The 16,588-nt window shown below is 68.8% G+C and carries 44 protein-coding genes; 4 read left to right on the plus strand and 40 right to left on the minus strand.

Translation table 11 applies throughout. From position 1 onward, the window contains the following. Positions 1-100 precede the first annotated feature (100 nt). On the minus strand, positions 101-1,198 hold the full coding sequence (locus tag ACN28A_RS01175; protein ID WP_421391545.1) for a hypothetical protein: 1,098 nt from the start codon (positions 1,196-1,198) through the stop codon (positions 101-103). Between the two features lie 194 nt (positions 1,199-1,392). Here ACN28A_RS01175 and ACN28A_RS01180 point away from each other — a divergent pair, with 194 nt between their 5' ends. The 3 genes from ACN28A_RS01180 to ACN28A_RS01190 all read left to right on the plus strand — a co-directional run bounded on the left by ACN28A_RS01180 (position 1,393) and on the right by ACN28A_RS01190 (position 2,509). After that, positions 1,393-1,761, plus strand: a complete 369-nt coding sequence (locus ACN28A_RS01180; protein ID WP_421391546.1) for a helix-turn-helix domain-containing protein — start codon at positions 1,393-1,395, stop codon at positions 1,759-1,761. A gap of 110 nt (positions 1,762-1,871) precedes the next feature. Next, positions 1,872-2,240 carry a hypothetical protein gene (locus ACN28A_RS01185; protein WP_421391547.1) on the plus strand — a complete coding sequence of 123 codons (369 nt, stop codon included), beginning with the start codon at positions 1,872-1,874 and terminating at the stop codon, positions 2,238-2,240. Between the two features lie 62 nt (positions 2,241-2,302). Continuing rightward, positions 2,303-2,509, plus strand: a complete 207-nt coding sequence (locus ACN28A_RS01190) for a hypothetical protein (protein WP_421391549.1) — start codon at positions 2,303-2,305, stop codon at positions 2,507-2,509. 8 nt (positions 2,510-2,517) lie between these two features. On the opposite strand, the gene ACN28A_RS01195 is transcribed toward ACN28A_RS01190, so the two are convergent. The 20 genes from ACN28A_RS01195 to ACN28A_RS01290 form a co-directional block, all read right to left on the minus strand. Further along, complete coding sequence (locus tag ACN28A_RS01195) at positions 2,518-2,820, minus strand: hypothetical protein (protein WP_421391551.1); 303 nt, start codon at positions 2,818-2,820, stop codon at positions 2,518-2,520. A gap of 146 nt (positions 2,821-2,966) precedes the next feature. Continuing rightward, entirely contained in the window at positions 2,967-3,167 is a 201-nt protein-coding gene (locus ACN28A_RS01200) for a hypothetical protein (protein ID WP_421391553.1), read from the minus strand. After that, positions 3,160-3,423 (minus strand): hypothetical protein, encoded by a 264-nt coding sequence (locus ACN28A_RS01205; protein ID WP_421391554.1) that lies wholly within the window; start codon positions 3,421-3,423, stop codon positions 3,160-3,162. Before ACN28A_RS01205 ends, ACN28A_RS01200 begins: the two co-directional genes overlap by 8 nt. Next, positions 3,416-3,733, minus strand: coding sequence for a hypothetical protein (locus tag ACN28A_RS01210; RefSeq protein ID WP_421391556.1), 318 nt, complete (start codon positions 3,731-3,733; stop codon positions 3,416-3,418). The genes ACN28A_RS01205 and ACN28A_RS01210 overlap by 8 nt, the downstream gene beginning before the upstream one ends. Next, positions 3,726-4,220, minus strand: coding sequence for a hypothetical protein (locus ACN28A_RS01215; protein ID WP_421391558.1), 495 nt, complete (start codon positions 4,218-4,220; stop codon positions 3,726-3,728). The genes ACN28A_RS01210 and ACN28A_RS01215 overlap by 8 nt, the downstream gene beginning before the upstream one ends. Positions 4,221-4,230: 10 nt before the next feature. Beyond that, on the minus strand, positions 4,231-4,512 hold the full coding sequence (locus tag ACN28A_RS01220; protein ID WP_421391560.1) for a hypothetical protein: 282 nt from the start codon (positions 4,510-4,512) through the stop codon (positions 4,231-4,233). Positions 4,513-4,514: 2 nt separating this feature from the next. Beyond that, positions 4,515-4,763, minus strand: coding sequence for a hypothetical protein (locus ACN28A_RS01225; RefSeq protein WP_421391561.1), 249 nt, complete (start codon positions 4,761-4,763; stop codon positions 4,515-4,517). 6 nt (positions 4,764-4,769) lie between these two features. Further along, the gene (locus tag ACN28A_RS01230; protein ID WP_421391563.1) at positions 4,770-5,039 is read right to left on the minus strand and encodes a hypothetical protein; all 270 of its coding nucleotides are present in this window, start codon (positions 5,037-5,039) and stop codon (positions 4,770-4,772) included. A gap of 2 nt (positions 5,040-5,041) precedes the next feature. Beyond that, complete coding sequence (locus ACN28A_RS01235) at positions 5,042-5,200, minus strand: hypothetical protein (RefSeq protein ID WP_421391565.1); 159 nt, start codon at positions 5,198-5,200, stop codon at positions 5,042-5,044. Between the two features lie 49 nt (positions 5,201-5,249). Continuing rightward, on the minus strand, positions 5,250-5,513 hold the full coding sequence (locus ACN28A_RS01240; RefSeq protein ID WP_421391566.1) for a hypothetical protein: 264 nt from the start codon (positions 5,511-5,513) through the stop codon (positions 5,250-5,252). 3 nt (positions 5,514-5,516) lie between these two features. Next, positions 5,517-5,900 (minus strand): hypothetical protein, encoded by a 384-nt coding sequence (locus tag ACN28A_RS01245; protein WP_421391567.1) that lies wholly within the window; start codon positions 5,898-5,900, stop codon positions 5,517-5,519. A gap of 5 nt (positions 5,901-5,905) precedes the next feature. Continuing rightward, complete coding sequence (locus tag ACN28A_RS01250; protein ID WP_421391569.1) at positions 5,906-6,346, minus strand: hypothetical protein; 441 nt, start codon at positions 6,344-6,346, stop codon at positions 5,906-5,908. Positions 6,347-6,753: 407 nt separating this feature from the next. Continuing rightward, positions 6,754-7,047, minus strand: coding sequence for a hypothetical protein (locus ACN28A_RS01255; RefSeq protein WP_421391571.1), 294 nt, complete (start codon positions 7,045-7,047; stop codon positions 6,754-6,756). 83 nt (positions 7,048-7,130) lie between these two features. Continuing rightward, on the minus strand, positions 7,131-7,433 hold the full coding sequence (locus ACN28A_RS01260; RefSeq protein WP_421391572.1) for a hypothetical protein: 303 nt from the start codon (positions 7,431-7,433) through the stop codon (positions 7,131-7,133). A gap of 111 nt (positions 7,434-7,544) precedes the next feature. Further along, a complete protein-coding gene (locus ACN28A_RS01265) occupies positions 7,545-7,757 on the minus strand; it encodes a hypothetical protein (RefSeq protein WP_421391573.1) in 213 nt (70 codons plus the stop codon). Between the two features lie 15 nt (positions 7,758-7,772). After that, positions 7,773-8,045, minus strand: a complete 273-nt coding sequence (locus ACN28A_RS01270) for a hypothetical protein (RefSeq protein ID WP_421391574.1) — start codon at positions 8,043-8,045, stop codon at positions 7,773-7,775. Positions 8,046-8,047: 2 nt separating this feature from the next. Then, on the minus strand, positions 8,048-8,410 hold the full coding sequence (locus tag ACN28A_RS01275) for a GNAT family N-acetyltransferase (RefSeq protein WP_421391576.1): 363 nt from the start codon (positions 8,408-8,410) through the stop codon (positions 8,048-8,050). 5 nt (positions 8,411-8,415) lie between these two features. After that, complete coding sequence (locus ACN28A_RS01280; protein WP_421391578.1) at positions 8,416-8,760, minus strand: hypothetical protein; 345 nt, start codon at positions 8,758-8,760, stop codon at positions 8,416-8,418. 26 nt (positions 8,761-8,786) lie between these two features. After that, on the minus strand, positions 8,787-8,963 hold the full coding sequence (locus tag ACN28A_RS01285; RefSeq protein ID WP_421391579.1) for a hypothetical protein: 177 nt from the start codon (positions 8,961-8,963) through the stop codon (positions 8,787-8,789). A 15-nt stretch (positions 8,964-8,978) separates the two neighbouring features. After that, positions 8,979-9,209, minus strand: coding sequence for a hypothetical protein (locus ACN28A_RS01290; RefSeq protein ID WP_421391581.1), 231 nt, complete (start codon positions 9,207-9,209; stop codon positions 8,979-8,981). An 82-nt stretch (positions 9,210-9,291) separates the two neighbouring features. Between ACN28A_RS01290 and ACN28A_RS01295 the strand changes: the two genes are divergently transcribed. Further along, positions 9,292-9,597: a hypothetical protein gene (locus ACN28A_RS01295; protein ID WP_421391582.1), complete on the plus strand. Its 306-nt coding sequence runs from the start codon at positions 9,292-9,294 to the stop codon at positions 9,595-9,597. 23 nt (positions 9,598-9,620) lie between these two features. On the opposite strand, the gene ACN28A_RS01300 is transcribed toward ACN28A_RS01295, so the two are convergent. The 19 genes from ACN28A_RS01300 to ACN28A_RS01390 all read right to left on the minus strand — a co-directional run bounded on the left by ACN28A_RS01300 (position 9,621) and on the right by ACN28A_RS01390 (position 16,456). After that, positions 9,621-9,878 (minus strand): hypothetical protein, encoded by a 258-nt coding sequence (locus ACN28A_RS01300; protein WP_421391583.1) that lies wholly within the window; start codon positions 9,876-9,878, stop codon positions 9,621-9,623. Further along, complete coding sequence (locus tag ACN28A_RS01305) at positions 9,875-10,633, minus strand: DNA-methyltransferase (protein ID WP_421391584.1); 759 nt, start codon at positions 10,631-10,633, stop codon at positions 9,875-9,877. Before ACN28A_RS01305 ends, ACN28A_RS01300 begins: the two co-directional genes overlap by 4 nt. 166 nt (positions 10,634-10,799) lie before the next feature. Further along, a complete protein-coding gene (locus ACN28A_RS01310) occupies positions 10,800-11,000 on the minus strand; it encodes a hypothetical protein (RefSeq protein WP_421391586.1) in 201 nt (66 codons plus the stop codon). 149 nt (positions 11,001-11,149) lie between these two features. Continuing rightward, positions 11,150-11,350 (minus strand): hypothetical protein, encoded by a 201-nt coding sequence (locus tag ACN28A_RS01315; protein WP_421391587.1) that lies wholly within the window; start codon positions 11,348-11,350, stop codon positions 11,150-11,152. A gap of 18 nt (positions 11,351-11,368) precedes the next feature. Continuing rightward, positions 11,369-11,803 carry a Pycsar system effector family protein gene (locus ACN28A_RS01320; RefSeq protein WP_421391588.1) on the minus strand — a complete coding sequence of 145 codons (435 nt, stop codon included), beginning with the start codon at positions 11,801-11,803 and terminating at the stop codon, positions 11,369-11,371. Continuing rightward, entirely contained in the window at positions 11,800-12,492 is a 693-nt protein-coding gene (locus ACN28A_RS01325) for an NUDIX domain-containing protein (RefSeq protein ID WP_421391589.1), read from the minus strand. The genes ACN28A_RS01320 and ACN28A_RS01325 overlap by 4 nt, the downstream gene beginning before the upstream one ends. 166 nt (positions 12,493-12,658) lie before the next feature. Further along, entirely contained in the window at positions 12,659-13,066 is a 408-nt protein-coding gene (locus tag ACN28A_RS01330; RefSeq protein WP_421391590.1) for a hypothetical protein, read from the minus strand. Positions 13,067-13,068: 2 nt separating this feature from the next. After that, positions 13,069-13,197 (minus strand): hypothetical protein, encoded by a 129-nt coding sequence (locus ACN28A_RS01335; protein ID WP_421391591.1) that lies wholly within the window; start codon positions 13,195-13,197, stop codon positions 13,069-13,071. Positions 13,198-13,285: 88 nt separating this feature from the next. Beyond that, complete coding sequence (locus tag ACN28A_RS01340) at positions 13,286-13,468, minus strand: hypothetical protein (RefSeq protein ID WP_421391593.1); 183 nt, start codon at positions 13,466-13,468, stop codon at positions 13,286-13,288. Next, the gene (locus tag ACN28A_RS01345) at positions 13,465-13,620 is read right to left on the minus strand and encodes a hypothetical protein (RefSeq protein ID WP_421391594.1); all 156 of its coding nucleotides are present in this window, start codon (positions 13,618-13,620) and stop codon (positions 13,465-13,467) included. Before ACN28A_RS01345 ends, ACN28A_RS01340 begins: the two co-directional genes overlap by 4 nt. Before the next feature lie 83 nt (positions 13,621-13,703). After that, positions 13,704-13,940, minus strand: a complete 237-nt coding sequence (locus tag ACN28A_RS01350) for a hypothetical protein (RefSeq protein WP_421391595.1) — start codon at positions 13,938-13,940, stop codon at positions 13,704-13,706. Beyond that, entirely contained in the window at positions 13,940-14,086 is a 147-nt protein-coding gene (locus ACN28A_RS01355; RefSeq protein WP_421391596.1) for a hypothetical protein, read from the minus strand. Before ACN28A_RS01355 ends, ACN28A_RS01350 begins: the two co-directional genes overlap by 1 nt. Positions 14,087-14,240: 154 nt before the next feature. Beyond that, positions 14,241-14,525, minus strand: coding sequence for a hypothetical protein (locus tag ACN28A_RS01360; protein WP_421391597.1), 285 nt, complete (start codon positions 14,523-14,525; stop codon positions 14,241-14,243). Beyond that, positions 14,525-14,773 (minus strand): hypothetical protein, encoded by a 249-nt coding sequence (locus ACN28A_RS01365; RefSeq protein WP_421391598.1) that lies wholly within the window; start codon positions 14,771-14,773, stop codon positions 14,525-14,527. The genes ACN28A_RS01360 and ACN28A_RS01365 overlap by 1 nt, the downstream gene beginning before the upstream one ends. Continuing rightward, complete coding sequence (locus tag ACN28A_RS01370) at positions 14,770-15,075, minus strand: hypothetical protein (RefSeq protein WP_421391600.1); 306 nt, start codon at positions 15,073-15,075, stop codon at positions 14,770-14,772. Before ACN28A_RS01370 ends, ACN28A_RS01365 begins: the two co-directional genes overlap by 4 nt. Before the next feature lie 2 nt (positions 15,076-15,077). After that, positions 15,078-15,389 (minus strand): hypothetical protein, encoded by a 312-nt coding sequence (locus ACN28A_RS01375; protein WP_421391602.1) that lies wholly within the window; start codon positions 15,387-15,389, stop codon positions 15,078-15,080. Continuing rightward, positions 15,386-15,643, minus strand: a complete 258-nt coding sequence (locus ACN28A_RS01380; RefSeq protein ID WP_421391603.1) for a hypothetical protein — start codon at positions 15,641-15,643, stop codon at positions 15,386-15,388. The genes ACN28A_RS01375 and ACN28A_RS01380 overlap by 4 nt, the downstream gene beginning before the upstream one ends. Further along, positions 15,640-15,939 (minus strand): hypothetical protein, encoded by a 300-nt coding sequence (locus ACN28A_RS01385; protein ID WP_421391605.1) that lies wholly within the window; start codon positions 15,937-15,939, stop codon positions 15,640-15,642. The genes ACN28A_RS01380 and ACN28A_RS01385 overlap by 4 nt, the downstream gene beginning before the upstream one ends. A gap of 1 nt (position 15,940) precedes the next feature. After that, positions 15,941-16,456 carry a hypothetical protein gene (locus ACN28A_RS01390; protein ID WP_421391607.1) on the minus strand — a complete coding sequence of 172 codons (516 nt, stop codon included), beginning with the start codon at positions 16,454-16,456 and terminating at the stop codon, positions 15,941-15,943. Positions 16,457-16,588: the final 132 nt, after the last annotated feature.

Consider the following 16,588-nt stretch of genomic DNA (forward strand, 5'->3'; position numbering starts at 1 on the left):
ACGTCACGTCCATCTCGTCCTCCTCGGGTTCTTCGGCTCGTTCGGGTCGTCGAGGACCCTCCGCAACCACGCCTTCGCTTCCTCGCGGATCCCGTTCGCGTCATCCGGTGAGGGCTGCGGCGAGGCCACGGCTGTCCTCCTTGTCGTCGTCGGAGAGGTCACCGTGAGGCTCAACGTTGCGGCCCTCGGCACCCCGGCCGCCGCTCAAGCCGGACACCTTGCGGTGGTGCTGGTTGATGGCCTCAACCAGCCGGGCGGCCATGTCCCAACCGCCGCCGCCGAGCACCTTGCGGACCTTCGCTTGAGACCACGGAAAGTCGGGCTCCGGATGCTCCGCAAGGAGCTTCTGAAGTGCTTCTTCGTCATCAAGCCGGGGCCGTCCGGGGCCACCAACCTTGGGTGCGTCCGCCGCCTTGCGGGACCGGCTGGACCGGTAGTTGTTGAGGCTCACCGTTGACGCCTCGGCCCGCACCCGAGCCATCTGCTCGTTGTGCTTGACCTTGAGCGCGTCAACGGCTGCCTTGAGTTCAACGTCGGCTCGTTCGTTGGCTTCGTTGAGGGCAGTCCGGACGGTGTCCAACTCCATCCGCAACTCGTCAAGGTTGGCGGTCAACGTTGCGGCCCGTTCGGTGTACTCGGCCTCACGAACGTCGGCGGCCTTGAGGTCTGCGGTGAGTCGCTTGACCCGGTCGGTGAGTTCGGCAATCTGCGCCTGCTCCGACTTCGCCTTGTCGTCGAGCGCCTTCACCGCCGCCTCCTTGGCGGCGATGACCTTGCCCATCTTGTGCTGGAACTGGGCGGCGGCTTCGACGGTGAAGAACAGGATGATCGGGCCGGCAGAGTGGGTGCCGACGCCGAGCCAGTCGATGCCGCCGGGGTGGGTCCACGGGCCGGCGGTCGCGAGCGCCCAGGTGGTGAAGCCGGCAACCCAGCGGATCGCACCAACCCAGCCGTAGGGGAGGTTGTAGCGGGCGAGGACGCCGGTGGCGACGAGGCCGACGGCGAGGGCGCCGTCAACGATCGGGCTGAGGAGCCAGGCGATTCCTCGGGGGATGTCGTGGTCGACGAGGAGCGTGTAGACGATCGGGATGCCGTAGACCATGACGGCGATTGCGACAGCCCAGACGATGAGGCCGACGATGCGCGTGGTGCGGCGCACGTCGTCCAGCTCGGCTGCCAGCTTGGCCCGGTCGGTCACTCGCATCCCCTTCCACTCGTGGACGTGGCGTTGTTGGGCGTTCCTCCGTACAGTGTGCCACAGGATTGACAGGTTCAACAGCTACAGGGGGTTTAATAAGTTTCATGGAATCTGCACGTTCGGCTGTCGCGCAAGGATCAGCAGGTCTGCCATGCTGTGTGGGACCCAGAAGACCGACAGGACGGCGAGGAGACATGAGCGAGCGCGGACGGCTACGAACCGACGAGGTTGCCGCCGTGCTTGACGTGTCCGCGTCAACGGTGATCGCCCACACGAAGGGCGGCCTGCTGCGGACGACCCGCACCCCCGGCGGGCATCGCCGCTACGACGCCGGGTCGGTGCGGGAGTTGGCGCGGGTGTTGGAGATGCCGGAAGGGCCGGAGCGGGACGCCGAGATGGAGGCGCTGCGGCTACGGAACCAGGCTCGTCACGATGCCGACGGGCAGGCGTGGGATGCGCTCGCCAGGTACTGCGAGGCGCGGGGCGTGACGATGGCCTCCGTGGTCACCCCGCTTGTTGAGGCCGAGGTGCAACGGCTCCGGGAGGCCGGCGAGCTGCCGTAGTTCGGCCACGAGGAGTCGCCCCGGTCGCGTTCCCGACAGCCGCATGTCGTGGCCTTCGTGATCACGGTTCGCGTTGCTACCGTCACCGGGACTATCAGCGGGAGGATGGCGTGGTCGACTGGAGCAAGTACGACGCGGCGGCGCGCGAGGAAGCGGAGAAGCGTGTCCGCCTGCGGGAGATCACCCAGGAGCATGTGAAACGCTTGGAGAAGGCAGGCGTCAAACCCGATGCGACCTCGGGTGTCTGGATGATCGGAACGTTCCCGAACGGTTACGTTTACTACCTCGGCCCGTTCGGTGACTGGTACATCTACGTCGAGGTCACCAAGTACCTCGATCCAGACGCCTGGCAGGTACCAATCCCTCGCGGACCCTCATACAAGGTGCCACAGAAGACCCTCGTTGAGCCGCCGCTCCTCGACGAGGAAGGGTTGGCGTTGGAGTTGGCGAAGCACTACCTTCGCGTGACCGGCAAGTAGTAGATCACAAACATTCTGCCCTGACCTGCGGAAACGTCGCCCACCCCGCTACCCTGCCCGGCATGGCCGGGGAGCTGGTGGTGTTGCAGGGTGGTCCGGGTGGCGGGCAGCAGGTGGAGGCGTCCGGCCCGACGGTGGTGTGGCGGGCCTGCCTCTATGAGCGGACAGGCGACTACCAGCGGGTCAAGGGCGCCGAGTTGCGGGTGTACGGGCATCAGCCGGACTGCTGCGAGGGGTACGGGCGCGGCGACACCGACGGATGCGAGTAGCGGTTGGCTCAGGAGACCTGTCGACGCATGAAAGTCGCCGAATACTGATGAACCCTGGGGGTCTCCGAGTAGTGCTGTCCCACCTGGCTCGGCAACCAATGCGGATGCGGATGCCCGCTCTGACCGAAACCGTCCATCAGCATCCATCCCTCGGCGCCTGCCTCGTTGGCGGCGGCCAGGAAGTTGCTCCCGGGTAGCGGCCGGACGCCGTCGCCGTCTTCGATGAACGCAACGAACCGATAGCGAGGATTGGTAACGTCCTCGGTCCAGAGCACAACGGTGGCGAGGTAGCCGTACGTCCACGTGGTCATCGACGGATTGTCGTAGCCGGTGCGCTTGTGTTGCCTGCTTAGGTCACTCTTTTGACAGGTGTGGGTCCGGGGTGTGCTTGGTCCTGACGGCGGCGAGCCGGCCGACGAGGTCGTTGACGGCGGCCGGGCGCTCACCAACGGTCTGCTCAGCCACGGGTGACCTCCCACACGGTCGCGCCGACGATGACCAGCAGGCACACGATGATGTTGGCGACGAACCGTCGCTTGCTGCCGGCGATCCAGTCGATGAACGCGGACAGCCACGACAGCGGCGGGTACCGGTAGGGCCAGGACAGGACCCGGAGGACGGCGAGCGTGCGCGCGTACGGCAGGCGACGGTCAGCCACGACGACGCCCCCGGTACGCGCTGTGGAGCCGCCGCAACCTCGCCGCGTTGTACAGCGGTCCCCGGTTGTGGGTAAGCATGTCCCAGGTGCGGATCTTGTCGCCGTTCCACCACCGGTAGTCGGGGTGTTCGCGGTCGGATCGGACGCGGGTCCACGTCTCGCCGTAGCCGGTGCGGACCTCGGTGACCCGGTTGTCGGGCTCTGGGTCCCCGGCACGCCAGGCCAGCGGCAGACGGGTAGCGGTCTGGTCAGCCACGGTCGCCCTCCGCGAGGATCGCGTCGATCAGCCGGTCCGCTGCCTCAGCTTCCTGCTTCGCCTTGGCCCGCGCGCACGCCTTGCACTCCGGCAGGTCCGCGATCCTGCGAGGTGCCTTGCCCGGCCGGTACCGCAGGTCTTTGTGGGTGACCCACTCCTGGTCGTACACCTCGACGGGTTGTCCACCGGGGCGGCAGATCGCTGTGCCACGCCTTCCGCTGCCGATTCCTGCGGCCAGGTTGAAGCTGTAGTGGCGACGGGTGACGTAGTAGTTGGCGGCAGGCTCGAAGGTGGCGGTCTGGTCAGGCATGAGTTGCCTCCTCGTCGCCGAACTCCGGCACCCGACCGTCGCGGACCTTCCGCCACGGCGAGATCACCTGCGTGCCGTCGCCGAACACCCGGACCTCGCGGTTGACGATCGCGACCGACTCGACCCCGTTGTGTCGCCGGGTCGGCTCGTTCAGGCTCGCGAGGTGCGTCGCGATACTGTCGGCGAGCAGGGCTGCGTGGTTCTCGTCCTCGGCTACGGAGTGCTTTACGGTGCCGTCGTAGTAGTGCGCCTCGGCCGCCCACTCGACGCGGGCCGGGCCGATGGAGTAGTCACCGTGGCGGGTCTTCTCCTCGGCGTAGATGGCGTGTACGAGGTCGTTGACGTAGTCGACCAGTGCCCGTTCCATTTCGCTGACCGGCATGCAGTTCTCGCCGCGCGGCACGGGGAAGGTTCGCTCGACAATGGCGGTCACCTCGCGGCGAATCCTGCCGGGCGTCAGGTTCAGTGGGGCTTCGGTGTCGGGCATGGTTGGCTCCTCAGGTGGTTGGGGTGTCGGCGACGGCGGCAGCGGCGGCTTGAATCGCGGCGGCGGTCATCGCGGTTGATGGCACGATCCCGCGTAGCCGGGTCTCATCGGCGGTGACCGTGAGCGGGCTGAAAACGGGCATCTCGGCTACGCGGGTAAGCATGTCGGGTGACATGTCGGCAACGAATCGGGCGACGCGTTCGGCTACCAAGTCGATGCTGGCTGGCGGGGCTCCGTGGGCGGAAAGGAACGCTGCGGCAGTTGTGTACGCGACGTCAGTCGTGGCGGCCACGGCTACTGCTCCTTCGCGTCCAGGTCGGCGAGCACCCGCCGGCCGTGTCCAGTGATGTGCCGAGCCGAAACGCCACGTAGCCCGCTGCCAGGAGACAGCACGCCCATGCGGACGAGCCCGTCGGCGGCCTTCCGCTCCTTCGGCTTCATCCACTCGCCGATGTGCAGCAGTCCACCGTTGGCGGCGGCTTCCCGCAGGATCCGGGCTTGAGTCGGCGACAGCGTGACGGGCTGCGGATTCATGGCGGCCATGGCGGGTTACTCCTTGTCCAGGTCGGCGAGCACCTTGGCACCGGCCTCGGTCAGCTCCCACCGACGCGCCCCGAGGTTGCTCACATGCAGTCGGATCAGCCCGTCGCGGGCGGCGGCGTCGGCTTGTTCGGTGACGTCCTGCCACGGGTCGGACAGGCCGAATACCTCTTGGATGTACTCGTGCGTGGTCCGCTGGTCGTCTTCCTGCCACAGGTCGTTGCGGTCAGCGGCGCGGAGAGCATCGGCGAGGGTGGGGGTGGCGGTCAGGGCGGCCATGGTTACGCCTCTCCGTAGGCGGCGATGGCTGCGCGTCCGTCGTCGGTGACGGTGCAACGCTGCTGGCCCGGTGTCGGTAGAGCGATCAGTCCGGCGGCGAGGAGTGGCTTCCACCAGTCCCGGTCGGCGATGTCGGGCCGGTCGTGGCCGACGTAGAGCACCTGCGGCTGGTCGAGTGGGAAGATCCTTTGCAGACTTGGTGTCCATCGGTCACGCCTTCTTCGCGTCGAGCGCGGTCAGCAGTTCGGTTCCGTCCTTGGTGATGTGCCACGGCCGCGACCACGGACCCCGCTCACCGATTCGGATCAGCGGCGGCTCGGACTCGGCCAGCACGTCGACCTGCCGGCTCACGTCCCGGTGGTTGTCCCGCCGGTACGACTTGTACAGGGTGCCGGTCTTCTCGCTGCGGTAAACCTTGTCGACGGCGACGAGGCGCAGCACCTCGATCTGGGTGGGGGTCAGCTTCTTCGCCATCGGTCACGCCTCCTTGCCGGTGATGGCCTGACGGGCGGCACGAACCGCCTGCTCGATCTCGTCCAGCACCGCCAGTGCCTCGGCCCCGTCACCCCGGAAGCCACTGGCGGCCTTGTCTGCCATGCGCCCCACCTTCCGAACACGGATCCGGGCCAGCGCGAGAGCAACGTACGGGTCGTCCGGGGGCAGCACGCGGACGATGGTGGGGTCATACTCACCCTGCCCGACGGGACAGAGGTTGCGACGTAGGAACTTGCCGCACTTCCCGGTGGTCACGTACCGCTCGGTGAGGCCGGTGATGGTGTCGAACCGGACGCTGTCACCACGGGCGCTCTCGACGACGACAGCGATCCGTGCGCCATTGACGATCCAGTCGGTCTCGGTCATCAGGGTCACTTCCCTTCAGCCACACGTCGGGCGTTGGCCATGTCGTCGTCGGCGACCCACCGGCGGGCAACCACCCGGCAGCCGAAGTTCGTCGACTGGATCTGCACCGACTCCCAGCCGGCGGCGATGTACTCGTCACGCACCTGCTCGGCAGTCCGGTCGCTGTTTCGGTCCACATTCGTCTTGGTGGTTTCCTGCCGGCGGCCGATCAGCTCGGGGCGCCTCGGCAGGTGGGCTCCGCCTACCCGGGTGGCGGTCGTCGACATGAAGCTCATGAGCTGTTCGGCGGTCAGGTTGACGCTCGCGAGGACGACGTCGGACATCTGGTCGGTGATGGTGAGGCGCGCTCGCTGGCCGTCACTGGACTGCGGGTAGGAGAGTTGGAGCAGGACATCGCCGGGTGCGGCGTCGGAGGCCCTGATCTCGGTGTCGGTCTGCTCGGTCATCATTCCGCTCCCCTGGTCGATGTCTTCTCATCCTCTACGTTACGGCGATAAAGTTGCAACGTCAAGGCGTTTCGGATAGTGGCATAAACGTCATCTGAGCTGCTGCTACTTAGCGGAACCCGCCCGCCATCCCTGCCCCCGACGGGAACTCATGTACTCCGCAATGGTCGACTCCCACCACCACGGCGTCCGCCCGTCGTACTGCCCATCCGGCTCCGGCGCCAAGCTCGGCGTCACCTTGCCCGCAGCGCGAGCCTGACGCGCCTTGAACAGGTACGTCCGCCACGTCGAGGGAGTGACCCCCACCCGCTCGGCGACCTCGGCAACGGTCAGCTTGGCACCACGATTCTTCCTTGGCATACCGCACAGGTTACCGCCCGAAAGTTGCAAGGCGCCGCTTCCGGGCTTCACGGCTCGTCCTGCCAGCACAGGTCGCGCACGTCCGGAACCGGCAGCGGTTGCCGGTCGGCCCAACTCACCGCCTCGATCAGATCCGCCAACCCGAACCCGTCCGCCTCCCCCGCGTGCCGGAGCTGGTCGACGGCCACGATGTCACGCGCAGGATGGTCGAGGTCGATCCCGGCCAGCACCACTCCGGCCCGCCGCCGTAGGGCGTCCACCCGGTCGGCGTGAGCGTGCAGCACCTCCACCGCCTCCGGTCCGGTCACACCGACGGCGGTCACCTCAACAGACTGAGACACCGCGATCTCCTTGGGCTGGTCGGGGTTGGCGCCCTCGGCCGGTTTCGATCCGGCACCTCACGGCTGGGCGAGGGCTCAGGTGGTCAGGACTTGCGGTCCAGCGCGACGCGAGCCCGCTGGATGATTTGGTTCATCGTTACCGAGCGTCGGGCGACGGCACCCGGGCCCTCGGGGTCGTCCAGCATCACCAGCCACTCGGCCAGCGCGACGAGGGACTCGGTGCGGCCGTTGACGATGTCAGCGGTGCGGACCTGCCGGACGCCGTTCTCCAGATCGGTCACGCCGATCGGGTGGTCCCACACGCCAAGCCAGCCTTCGTGGATGAGGATCTGAACGGCCGGGTCGTCGTGGCTCTGGTCCGGGTCGTAGGGGTCGAGGTCGGGCATATCGTTCTCCTCGCTGCTCGGCATGGTCTCTGGAAGCGGATCGTCGGGGAGTCGAACCCCGCTGGTGCGCCTACACGATCCGAGGTCGGCGCCCCGAAGGGTGCGGAACGGTCAGGGCAGGTTGTAGATCTGGGTCAGCAGGCCGGTCACACCGTCCGCGTTGAGCGGAACCATGGTGTCGTCGGCCAGCGCCTCGCGCCAGATGGTCCACCGACCGGCGCTGGCACGATGCACGGAGGCGGTGTGCCCGTTCGGGAAGCGGTACACGGTGCACGGGCCGTCGCCGATCACGTAGTCGGCAAGGTTCACGGTCGCGGTCGCCATCAGATCCTCCAAGGGTCAGTACGAGCTGCGGTTGCTGTAGGCGTCGTGGCAGCGGGTGCAGTTGACGTCGCTCGTCACCTCGTCGAACACCACGTCCTGCACGTCGTCGTCCTTCACTTCCCGCATCGGCTTGCCGCAGTAGGTGGCGAAGTCACCGGCTAGGGCGATGTGCACCAGGTGCAGCGGGGAGCAGCCGTCACACAGGCCGGGAATCCGGCCGGGCTGAACGCTGGGGCCGAACTCGGCGCAGCAGTCGCCGCAGTAGGCGGGCTTCTTCGTGCGGGGCATGGTCAGTTCTCCTGTCCGTGCGGGTGGCGGACCATGCCGCCGATCCGGTTGGCTGGCACAAACCCGTGCCGGGCGTAGAAGCGGGCAAGGGCCGCCCGGTCGGTGCCGAACTCCTCCGACGCGTGCAACCGGACCGTCACCTGCTCCCGGTCCGCCCACGCGGTCACCGCCGACAGCATCGCCGACCCGTAACCCCGCCCTTCGGCGCTGCCGGGGACCGCGATGTGTTCGACGTGGCAGGCGAGCCCGTCATCGGCAATCCGCAGCTCGCAGCCGTCGATGGTGACGTCGAACTCGTACTCGCCGCGCCCCCACTGGTCAAGTTCGGCGGCGATCCGGGTGTGCAGGTTGGTGGCGGTCAGCATCAGCGTCACCCTTCGATCGCGATACGGGAGTGGTAGGCGCACGACGGCAGGCCCAAGTCCGGCCCACACGCCCGGCCGTAGTCGCCGTCCACGCCGCAGTAGTCGACCTGCTGCGATCCCGCCTGAACGGCCTTGCGGCGCAGAATCTCGGCCCGCACCTGCGCGAGGGCGCGGTGCGCGACCCGCATCGTCTCGGTGATCTCCACGGTCTCCAGGTCGACCGGGTCGATGCCGTCGATCTGCTCCAGCACCCAGTCGAGGTCGCTGCCGTAGGTGTAGGAGCTGGCCGGGGAGGCGTGGACATCGCCGGTGAGGGCGCCCGTGCCGGGGAAGGTCAGGTCGGTGGACATTGCAGTGCCCCTCTCGTCGGCGGCGGTCAGATGTCGAGGAACAGGTCGTTGGCGCAGTCGCCGCAGAGCACGATCTCGGCGTCGCCGTTGTTGACGTCCGCGTCGAACGGGTCCGCCATCAACTGGCCCGGGTTGCCGCAGGCACACTCGTCGACCAGTTCACCGTCGATGACCTCGCCGACGTAGACCAGTTCGCCGCTCATGGGGTTCTCCGTTCGTCAGATGTGGGCGTTGGACCGCATGTGGGCGCCGACGGTGACGACGAACATGCCGAGCACTTCGGCCTGCTCGTTGTTGCAGCCTTTGGCGATGGCGGTGTCGTAGGTGTCGGAGGCGGCTTCGAGGATCGCTTCGTCGAGGCTGCGGGAGTCGGTCCAGCAGCGGAGGATCGCTGCTTTGGTGGCTTCGATGAGGGAGGCCGGTGCGTTGCTGATGTCGATGCCCTGCATGTCTGCCTCCCGGGGTAGCTCTCCCTGACACCAACTACTGTACAGGGTACCCTACACACAGGCAACCCTGTACAGTGAATCCATGCCCGATCCCTTCGCCTCACTGCGCCGCATGGCCGACACCAGCGACCTTCCATCCCTGGATGAGGAGGAGATCGGTCGTCGCGCCAAGGCGCTCACAGACGCCCTGGAAGGGATCCCGGACGTACACGCGGCCATGCGCGAAGCCCGACAGGAGATGGCGTTCGAGCTGCAACGCCGGAAGGTCAGCCACCGCCGCATCGCCGCGATGATCGACCGCTCGCCTACCCGCGTGGTGCAGATCCTTAAGGGCGAGACTGCGCGGAAGCGTCCAGAGAGAGAAGATGCCGGCGTCGATCCCGAGTAGGTCGACGCCGGCACCCACGCCTGCTACTGGCTGACCGCAGCCCACGCCACAGTCATCGACTGCCGGTCGCGCCACACGTCGTACGTGAACGCGTACACGTCCACCGCCGTCACACACCAGCCACCACCGTGACCATCCACGGACACGAACACCGGCCGGTTGTGGGCCAGGTCGTCCACCGTCTGCGCGGCGAACTCCACCTGCGCGGCGGACGGGATCTCCACCCGCCGGTCACGGCTGCGGCGGCGGCGACTCGGCCTCTCGATCATGTGCGTGGTCATGCCGCCTCCATTCGCTCCGCCAGACGCTCGGCCTCCTGAAGCCGCTCCACGCCGATGTCCGCATACCTAATGTCCGACTCGATCAGCACCGTCCGCCGACCCGCCAGCACGGCGGCAACACCGGTCGAACACACGCCCGCTGTCGGGTCGAACACGGTCTCCCCCGGCAGGGACGATGTCTCCACGAGAGGCCGCAGCAGCGGGACCGGCTTCTCGTCCGGGTGCCGTACCTGTCCCGAGTTCGGCCGAGCGGCCCGCACCACCGAACCCTGCCGCAGTCGAGCGGCGAGACGACCAGATCCCTTCTCGCGGTTCCGGGCCGACCACTCGTAGATCCCGAACGTGAACCGCTCGTGCTCTGGCCCCCACGGAAGTTCAAGGTTGCCGGGGCCGATGTGCTCCTTGTCCCAGATCAGTTCAGCGGTACCACCGAGGTTGAGCGGGGCGGCAACCTGGTCGGGGGCGTAGCCGAACACGTATACGTGTCGGTGATTTCGGAGCACGGTCCGCACGAGGCCGCCGAGAATCTGCGGCCAGTCCACCGTGCCGTCGTCGCCGTCCATCGCGTCGAACCGTTCCGTGCGACGGCCGGAACGCCACTGCACGCCGTAGGGCGGGTCGGCGATCATTAGGTCCACCGACCGGGCTGGCAGGTGCGGGGCGATGTCCCGACAGTCGCCGACGTACAAGGTGGCCCGCTTGCCCTGGTAGTACGGCGTGACGGCCACGCTCCGATCATCCACTGTCGTCGTCATCGGGTTTCCTCGCGGGTCTCGGGCGGGCATTCGTCGGGGCAGTCGCCCCGCTCTGTGTCGGTCTGGCACGGCTCGTGGATGGCCGGCACCGGCTCATGCACGACCGGCCTCGTCCGGCGCCGGGGGCGGCCGTAGCTGGCCACCCCCAACCGCATCTCGCCGCCGGTCATCGGCGCCGAGACTTCGCGTCCGCCCGCTGCTGCTCCACGGCATGCTGGAGCTGTCCGCGCGCCCGGTTGACGGCCGGATGGTGGGTGACGGCAATCCGGGCCTGCTCGGCGGCGATCTTCGCCGCACTACTGCCGGACGACTTGGCGTCGGCTTGGAGCCTCTGCCATTCGGCGTGATCGTCTGCGAAACTGGCCATGCCAGCCTCCTTCGGGGTTGGAGGCGGGACGCAGCGAAGCTGTGGTAGGTGGAGCTGCGTCCCGCCGCTGGGGTAGGGGTGATCGGCTTCCGTGCCGGTCCCGCACCGCTCGCCCCTCCGAGGTCGAGCAGTGCGGCTGACCGGAACGGTCAGATCCGGATGTCGCCCACGTACACGTCGACCTGTTCGCCGACGGTCGCGCTGCCGGTGCGGATGTTCTCGCTGCCACCCGGCGCGGCCGGCGGGGTGGGCTGGTCCGGGTCGTCGGCCGGTCCGAACCGGCCCACCTGGGCGTCGATCCGGTCACCGTCTCCGGCGGCGTTGTACGGGCCGTGCTGAATGCGTGCCATGGTGCGCTCCTTTCGAGGTCAGAGGATCGAGGTGAGTCCTGCGGCGACCGCGCCGAGCAGCAGGGCGGTACGCAGCAGGTCGACGGCGGCCCGCTGCCGGCGGTACTTCGCATCGGCGAGCCGGGACAGGGCCCGCAGCGTCTCTGTCCGCGAGGCGTCCCGCACCATCCGGTGGATGTCGTCGTCGGTTGCGGTGGCGTAGCCGACCAGGCCGTGCCCACCGGACAGGTTCGGCCGGACCGAGCCGAGGAGGACCCAGCCGGCGGCGACCGTGGCGGCCAGCGTGGCGACGAGCAGCACCACACACAGCGTCGGCTGGTCGCGTCCGAGGAGGCTTATCCCGCCGGCCAGGGCTGCGGTGACGACGGCGAGGAGCAGCCCGGCTTTCGTGTCGACTCGGCCGAGTTCGGCCCGCACTGCGGTGATCTCCTCCCCGAGCCGGTCGCCGGTCACGACGCTGTCCCGTCGAGGAGTTCGCGTAGCAGCGGAACGTGCGCGGCGAACACCTGCCCGCCGTACTCGCCGGTCAGATACCACACCAGATCGGCGTACGAATCGGCCGGCACCCACGCAGCCCGGCGGGCATCGTCGGCCCCCTCGACGTGGGGAAAGTACTCCCGGTAGTAGGTGCCGAGGTGCGTCCACACGGGAATGACGACCATCCACGCCTCGTCGGAGGCGCGCGGGTCGGGCACGTACCGAGCCGGCATCCGCTCCCAGTCGAAAGCCGCGCCGTCGAAACCGGTCTCCTCCCGCAGTTCCCGGATCGCCGCCGCCGTCGGATCCTCGCCCGGGTCAACGTACCCGCCCGGCAACGCCCAGCCGTGGCCGTCGCCGCGTTCGACGAGCAGCAGCCACCGGCCGCCGATCTCCTTCGCGTGCAAAGACACGACCGCGTCGACGCACAGTTGCGGACCCCAGTGGCCGAGCTGGTTCCGCCCGTACCGGACGCTGGTTGTCGTGTACGGGTAGCGGGGACGCCCGTCGACCAGATCGAAGCCGGGCTCGAACGCGAGCGGGCAGGCGACCTGCCGGGCGGTCCAGTCGATCCGGCAGGGGTCGGCTTCCGGGTCGGCCCACGACTCGCCCCGGGCGGCGGCTGCCAGCACCTCCGGGTCGGTGTAGGTGACCGGCGCGTTCACCGGGCACCGCCGATGACGGCGCCCGGCGGGCAGGCTGGGCTGCCGTCGGTGTGTTGCCGCTCCGGCTGGTCACCCCACGGACGGCCACCACGCGGCGGCGGCGCGGGCCGGGTCGACTGGCCGCACCCGCAGGCGCGACCAGTCGACGGCATGCCGGCAGACACAGCTACCGCCCGTCCCGCGCCGGCAGTGGCAGGCCCGACGCCTGCCACCAGTCGGTGAGCGTCACGAAGTCGTCCGTGCTGATCAGGTCACGGTCGCGGGCGAGGACCGCCCATGCCACCTGGGCAACCTCGTTGCTGCGGGTGTGCCGTCTGACCTGCTCGACCCAGCCGGCGGGAACTTGGTCGGCGTCCAGGTCGCAGTCGTACTCGGCCAAACCGGCGTCGAGGAGCGCCGTGTACACCGTGTCGGTGACGTAGTCGTAGTCCTCGCCGCCGATCCGGCTCCGGGTGTCGTCGCCCAGGGTGCGAAGTTCGCTGGCCTGTTCGGGGCTCCATGACAGGGCCTCGTTGACGACGACGGCGAACGCGGCGCCGAACCGGTCGTCGAGGATGGTCGCGGTGTCGGTCACGGCTACCGCCGCTCGTCCGGCTGCGGCTGCTTGCCTCGCAGTTCGTCGGCGACCTTGACGGCCTTCGACGGCGACAGGTCGCCGAGGTGCCGGCCGATCCCGCTGTCCTTGTCCTTACTCTTCTGCGCCATGACGTCTCCTCACGGGGTTTGGGGTTGGACCGTCCGGTCCCCTGCCCCGGCACGACACGGGTTCGTGCCGGGGAGGCACCGGACGGGCTCAGCGGCGGTGGTTGCGCTCGTAGAACTCGACCTCGCCGGACGCGACCCACTCCCGGAAGTAGCGCCAGCCGCCGCCGATGGTGCGCGGGTAGCGACTGTCGTCCCACACCGGTCGGGGCAGAGCCACCGCACGGAAGAGTCGGTAACGAAGCCAGTTGCCGATTTCTGCGGCTGCGCTCATCGGGCGCTCGCCCACGACTCGTTGATCGCGGCCCGGCGGGCGTTGCCCCGGTTCGGGCGGACCCGGATGGTGGCCCGATCCTCGCCGGAGCCGACGGTGCGGGTGGAGCGGATCTCGCGGGGCAGGTGACCGTTCGTGGCGCTCGCGTACATGACAGTTCTCCTCATATCGGGGCGAATCATCGTCTGGATAGACCTCCGGCCAGGTGGCCGGGGTTCGCTGCTGGAATCGCGGGTCAGGAAGCGGGGCCGAGCGGCCCGGACTGCTGCCGGTCGGCGAAGAACTGGGTCGCACCGACCAGGAACGTCTTCGCCGCCTGCTCCTTGCGGCCGACGGCGGTCGTGTAGCCGTCCCACCAGATCTGCTGCTGCTCGAACGTGAGACCGTCCGGCGGTTGCGGTCCGCGATCCTCGTCGGGCTCGGCCGGGACGAACCCGGGCCGGGTCCGCAGGTCCACCACCTCGGCGGCCATCACGCCACCGCCGACATGAACGCCGTGTCGGTCAGCGGGTCGAACGCCTCACCGGCCTGCCACGGATCCACCGGCAGGGCCAGACGCTCCACTCCGGGCCGGTGCTGGCCGACGTACCGGGCGGGCCGGCGGAAGAGGCGGCTCACGGCCGGGCCTCCGACCCGTCGGCCCGGTTCGGACGCGTCGGCGGCCGAGGTGTGATCGGCCGGGCGGAGTCCCGGGTGGCCCGCTGGTTCGGCATCGGCTTCACCGGCCACTGCGGTTCACGGTTCGCATTCAGGGCTGACCACTGCTGCCGGTTCACCGGGCCACCGCCTCGAACGCGCCGGACACACACGTCAACACCGTCGCCGACGTGTAGCCGTCCGGGACAACCAGCCGCAGCCGTTGCAGACCATCCGAACCGGCCTGCTCGGCGTCGACCTCCGGGCACGCCGCCAACAGTTCCCGGACGATGCGGATGTAGCGAGGCTCGTCCGCCGGGTCCACGTTCGTTTCCGGAGTGACTCGCACGTTGCCGAGGCTGTCGAAGTAGACCCGGCCGGCGGCAACATCGGCGAGGACCCGCAGGATGAAGGCGTCCATCACGCCACCGTCCCGGTGTCGATAACCACGTGGTGCCGCTTGTCGATCGCCCACTCGTTGTCGCCGATGGTCACGATCACATGGGTGTCGTCGTCGGCCACCCGGTCGATCGTGTGCCAGTCGACACTGCCCGGGTGCCGTTGGACGGCGGCGAGGCTGTCGGCGAAGGCGGCGAACTCGATCCACCACGCGATCCGGGTACCGGCCGGGATGGCGAGGAGTTCGGGAACGCTAATCCGGTCCTTCACAGCACACCCCCGGACGTGTTCGATTCGCCCGTCCACTTCGCCACCCGGGCATGTGCCCGAACGACTCGCCGCATGTCCGCGTTTGACAGCCGGGCACCGGCCGGGAACTCGGTAACGACCTTCGGGTCACCGGGACGAAGTTTTCCGCTCTCGTCCGGGGTGTCGACCTGCTCGGCCAGCACCCGCGCCGTGTCTCCGATGATGTTGTGAACGTGCACGTGGGTAACGGAGCCGTCGGCGTTGCGGCGGCATCCGTCGTCCTGCCGGCACCAGTCCGGGTGGCTGACCTCGATCTGCTCCACGGTCACGCCACCTCCCGACGGCGGGCGGCGTTCATCGCCGCCCCGAAGACCGCATCCCACATCCGGCCGGGCGGCGGCGGGTTCCGGTAGATGTCGAGCAGGTCCGAGCGGAGCTGCGGGTCGATGTTCGGGCGTCGGGCGGGGTTGAACACGTCGAACGAGTCCAGTGCCACCGTCAGATCCGAGCGGAGCGCGTCGTCCGTCGTTGGGTCAGCCAGGGTCGCGGACGCCCACCGGATCAGGCTCTCGGCCTCGCGGTCGAGCGGGGTCCGGTCGTCGGCGGGCTCCGGGAAGGCGAGGGCGGTCGTCGTCATCGGGCAACCTTCGCTTCCACATACCAGACACCCGGGTCGTCCGGGCCGCAGCCGTAGTTCTCCCAAACCCCGACCAGCCGAAAGCCGCGAGCCACGAGCGCGTCGGTGGCGTGCTGCGGGTAACCCCGCCCGGCCGGTGCCGCAAGCACGATCTCCGTCCCGCCTGCGCCGGGAGTGCTGATGGTGATGGCGGTGTCCCCGACGGGCAGGGACGCGACCGACAGCGATGCTGGGTTCGTCGTCATCACGATCACCAGTCCCCGAAGGTGCAGACCGGGCCGCACTCGCCGTTCGCGTGCGGACCGCCCGGACGGTGATGGTCGCGGCTCTCGGCCGCCTGCTGCTCGTCGATCTGCCGCTGACGGATCACACCACGGAGCCGGCCGGGAACGTCCCGCGCCGGAGCACCGGCGGCGAGTTCGTCGCAGCGGGGGCAGCCGGGCGTCTTCCGGCCGAAGTTCGGGCCGCGCCCACCGTTGCAGGTGTGCCGGACGAACGTCGGGTCACCGCCGGCGGCCTCCCTGGTCTTCCTGCTGTTCGGCCACGCCATGTCAGGCCACCGCCTTCCGGGCGGCCCGCTCGCGGCGGTCCCGCTCCATGCCGGCACGGAACTCGTCCCGCAGGTCCTTCCAGGTGCGTGGGCGGGGGAACTCGGCCGCCACCTCCGCCAGCGCCGTACCGACCTGTGCGGTCAGCGCGGCCATGTCCTCGTCGGAGACGGGGCTGACTAGGTCCAGCAGGTTGTTCAGGTGCTCGACCCGGGCCCGGGACGGGGCGTCCGACCGGCGCTGCATGCGCAGCAGCTCGGCCCGCAACGCGTCGTCCAGGTCGGCCCGGATCTCCTCCGGCGACTTGAACGCCTCCCCACCCTTCGCGATCACGTCGCGGGCGAGGACCGCCGTCGGCTGGTCCGGGGTGGTGAAGCAGAGGATGTCGTGCCGGTACGCGGTGGTGCCGGCGTAGGTGTTGATCGCGAAGCCGCCCTCGACGGTGCGGCTCGACTGGATGGACAGGGACCCGTGACGCGTGGTCAGGGGGTCGGGGAGCGTGGCGGTGTTACCTTCCACGTCAAGTTCCCTTCGGGGAGCTGGGGCCCTGCACCGGTCTGGTTCTTTGGCGAGAGCGACGACCGGTGTGGGGTCGCTTGCTGTTGGACCCGACTCTACGCGCAATCTCGCGCAATTGCTAGAGTCGAGTGC

The sequence above is a fragment of the Plantactinospora sp. WMMB782 genome, assembly GCF_049179135.1.
GTDB lineage: Bacteria > Actinomycetota > Actinomycetes > Mycobacteriales > Micromonosporaceae > Plantactinospora.

Excerpts from the sequence above, each read along its gene's own strand:
- ACN28A_RS01180 (WP_421391546.1), top strand. The coding sequence starts at position 1,393 with ATGAGCGAGCGCGGACGGCTACGAACCGACGAGGTTGCCGCCGTGCTT.
- ACN28A_RS01190 (WP_421391549.1), top strand. The coding sequence starts at position 2,303 with ATGGCCGGGGAGCTGGTGGTGTTGCAGGGTGGTCCGGGTGGCGGGCAG.
- ACN28A_RS01195 (WP_421391551.1), bottom strand. The coding sequence starts at position 2,820 with ATGACCACGTGGACGTACGGCTACCTCGCCACCGTTGTGCTCTGGACC.
- ACN28A_RS01210 (WP_421391556.1), bottom strand. The coding sequence starts at position 3,733 with ATGCCTGACCAGACCGCCACCTTCGAGCCTGCCGCCAACTACTACGTC.
- ACN28A_RS01215 (WP_421391558.1), bottom strand. The coding sequence starts at position 4,220 with ATGCCCGACACCGAAGCCCCACTGAACCTGACGCCCGGCAGGATTCGC.
- ACN28A_RS01225 (WP_421391561.1), bottom strand. The coding sequence starts at position 4,763 with ATGGCCGCCATGAATCCGCAGCCCGTCACGCTGTCGCCGACTCAAGCC.
- ACN28A_RS01230 (WP_421391563.1), bottom strand. The coding sequence starts at position 5,039 with ATGGCCGCCCTGACCGCCACCCCCACCCTCGCCGATGCTCTCCGCGCC.
- ACN28A_RS01240 (WP_421391566.1), bottom strand. The coding sequence starts at position 5,513 with ATGGCGAAGAAGCTGACCCCCACCCAGATCGAGGTGCTGCGCCTCGTC.
- ACN28A_RS01245 (WP_421391567.1), bottom strand. The coding sequence starts at position 5,900 with ATGACCGAGACCGACTGGATCGTCAATGGCGCACGGATCGCTGTCGTC.
- ACN28A_RS01250 (WP_421391569.1), bottom strand. The coding sequence starts at position 6,346 with ATGACCGAGCAGACCGACACCGAGATCAGGGCCTCCGACGCCGCACCC.
- ACN28A_RS01260 (WP_421391572.1), bottom strand. The coding sequence starts at position 7,433 with ATGCCCGACCTCGACCCCTACGACCCGGACCAGAGCCACGACGACCCG.
- ACN28A_RS01265 (WP_421391573.1), bottom strand. The coding sequence starts at position 7,757 with ATGGCGACCGCGACCGTGAACCTTGCCGACTACGTGATCGGCGACGGC.
- ACN28A_RS01270 (WP_421391574.1), bottom strand. The coding sequence starts at position 8,045 with ATGCCCCGCACGAAGAAGCCCGCCTACTGCGGCGACTGCTGCGCCGAG.
- ACN28A_RS01275 (WP_421391576.1), bottom strand. The coding sequence starts at position 8,410 with ATGCTGACCGCCACCAACCTGCACACCCGGATCGCCGCCGAACTTGAC.
- ACN28A_RS01280 (WP_421391578.1), bottom strand. The coding sequence starts at position 8,760 with ATGTCCACCGACCTGACCTTCCCCGGCACGGGCGCCCTCACCGGCGAT.
- ACN28A_RS01285 (WP_421391579.1), bottom strand. The coding sequence starts at position 8,963 with ATGAGCGGCGAACTGGTCTACGTCGGCGAGGTCATCGACGGTGAACTG.
- ACN28A_RS01290 (WP_421391581.1), bottom strand. The coding sequence starts at position 9,209 with ATGCAGGGCATCGACATCAGCAACGCACCGGCCTCCCTCATCGAAGCC.
- ACN28A_RS01295 (WP_421391582.1), top strand. The coding sequence starts at position 9,292 with ATGCCCGATCCCTTCGCCTCACTGCGCCGCATGGCCGACACCAGCGAC.
- ACN28A_RS01300 (WP_421391583.1), bottom strand. The coding sequence starts at position 9,878 with ATGACCACGCACATGATCGAGAGGCCGAGTCGCCGCCGCCGCAGCCGT.
- ACN28A_RS01305 (WP_421391584.1), bottom strand. The coding sequence starts at position 10,633 with ATGACGACGACAGTGGATGATCGGAGCGTGGCCGTCACGCCGTACTAC.
- ACN28A_RS01310 (WP_421391586.1), bottom strand. The coding sequence starts at position 11,000 with ATGGCCAGTTTCGCAGACGATCACGCCGAATGGCAGAGGCTCCAAGCC.
- ACN28A_RS01315 (WP_421391587.1), bottom strand. The coding sequence starts at position 11,350 with ATGGCACGCATTCAGCACGGCCCGTACAACGCCGCCGGAGACGGTGAC.
- ACN28A_RS01335 (WP_421391591.1), bottom strand. The coding sequence starts at position 13,197 with ATGGCGCAGAAGAGTAAGGACAAGGACAGCGGGATCGGCCGGCACCTC.
- ACN28A_RS01340 (WP_421391593.1), bottom strand. The coding sequence starts at position 13,468 with ATGAGCGCAGCCGCAGAAATCGGCAACTGGCTTCGTTACCGACTCTTC.
- ACN28A_RS01345 (WP_421391594.1), bottom strand. The coding sequence starts at position 13,620 with ATGTACGCGAGCGCCACGAACGGTCACCTGCCCCGCGAGATCCGCTCC.
- ACN28A_RS01350 (WP_421391595.1), bottom strand. The coding sequence starts at position 13,940 with ATGGCCGCCGAGGTGGTGGACCTGCGGACCCGGCCCGGGTTCGTCCCG.
- ACN28A_RS01360 (WP_421391597.1), bottom strand. The coding sequence starts at position 14,525 with ATGGACGCCTTCATCCTGCGGGTCCTCGCCGATGTTGCCGCCGGCCGG.
- ACN28A_RS01375 (WP_421391602.1), bottom strand. The coding sequence starts at position 15,389 with ATGACGACGACCGCCCTCGCCTTCCCGGAGCCCGCCGACGACCGGACC.
- ACN28A_RS01385 (WP_421391605.1), bottom strand. The coding sequence starts at position 15,939 with ATGGCGTGGCCGAACAGCAGGAAGACCAGGGAGGCCGCCGGCGGTGAC.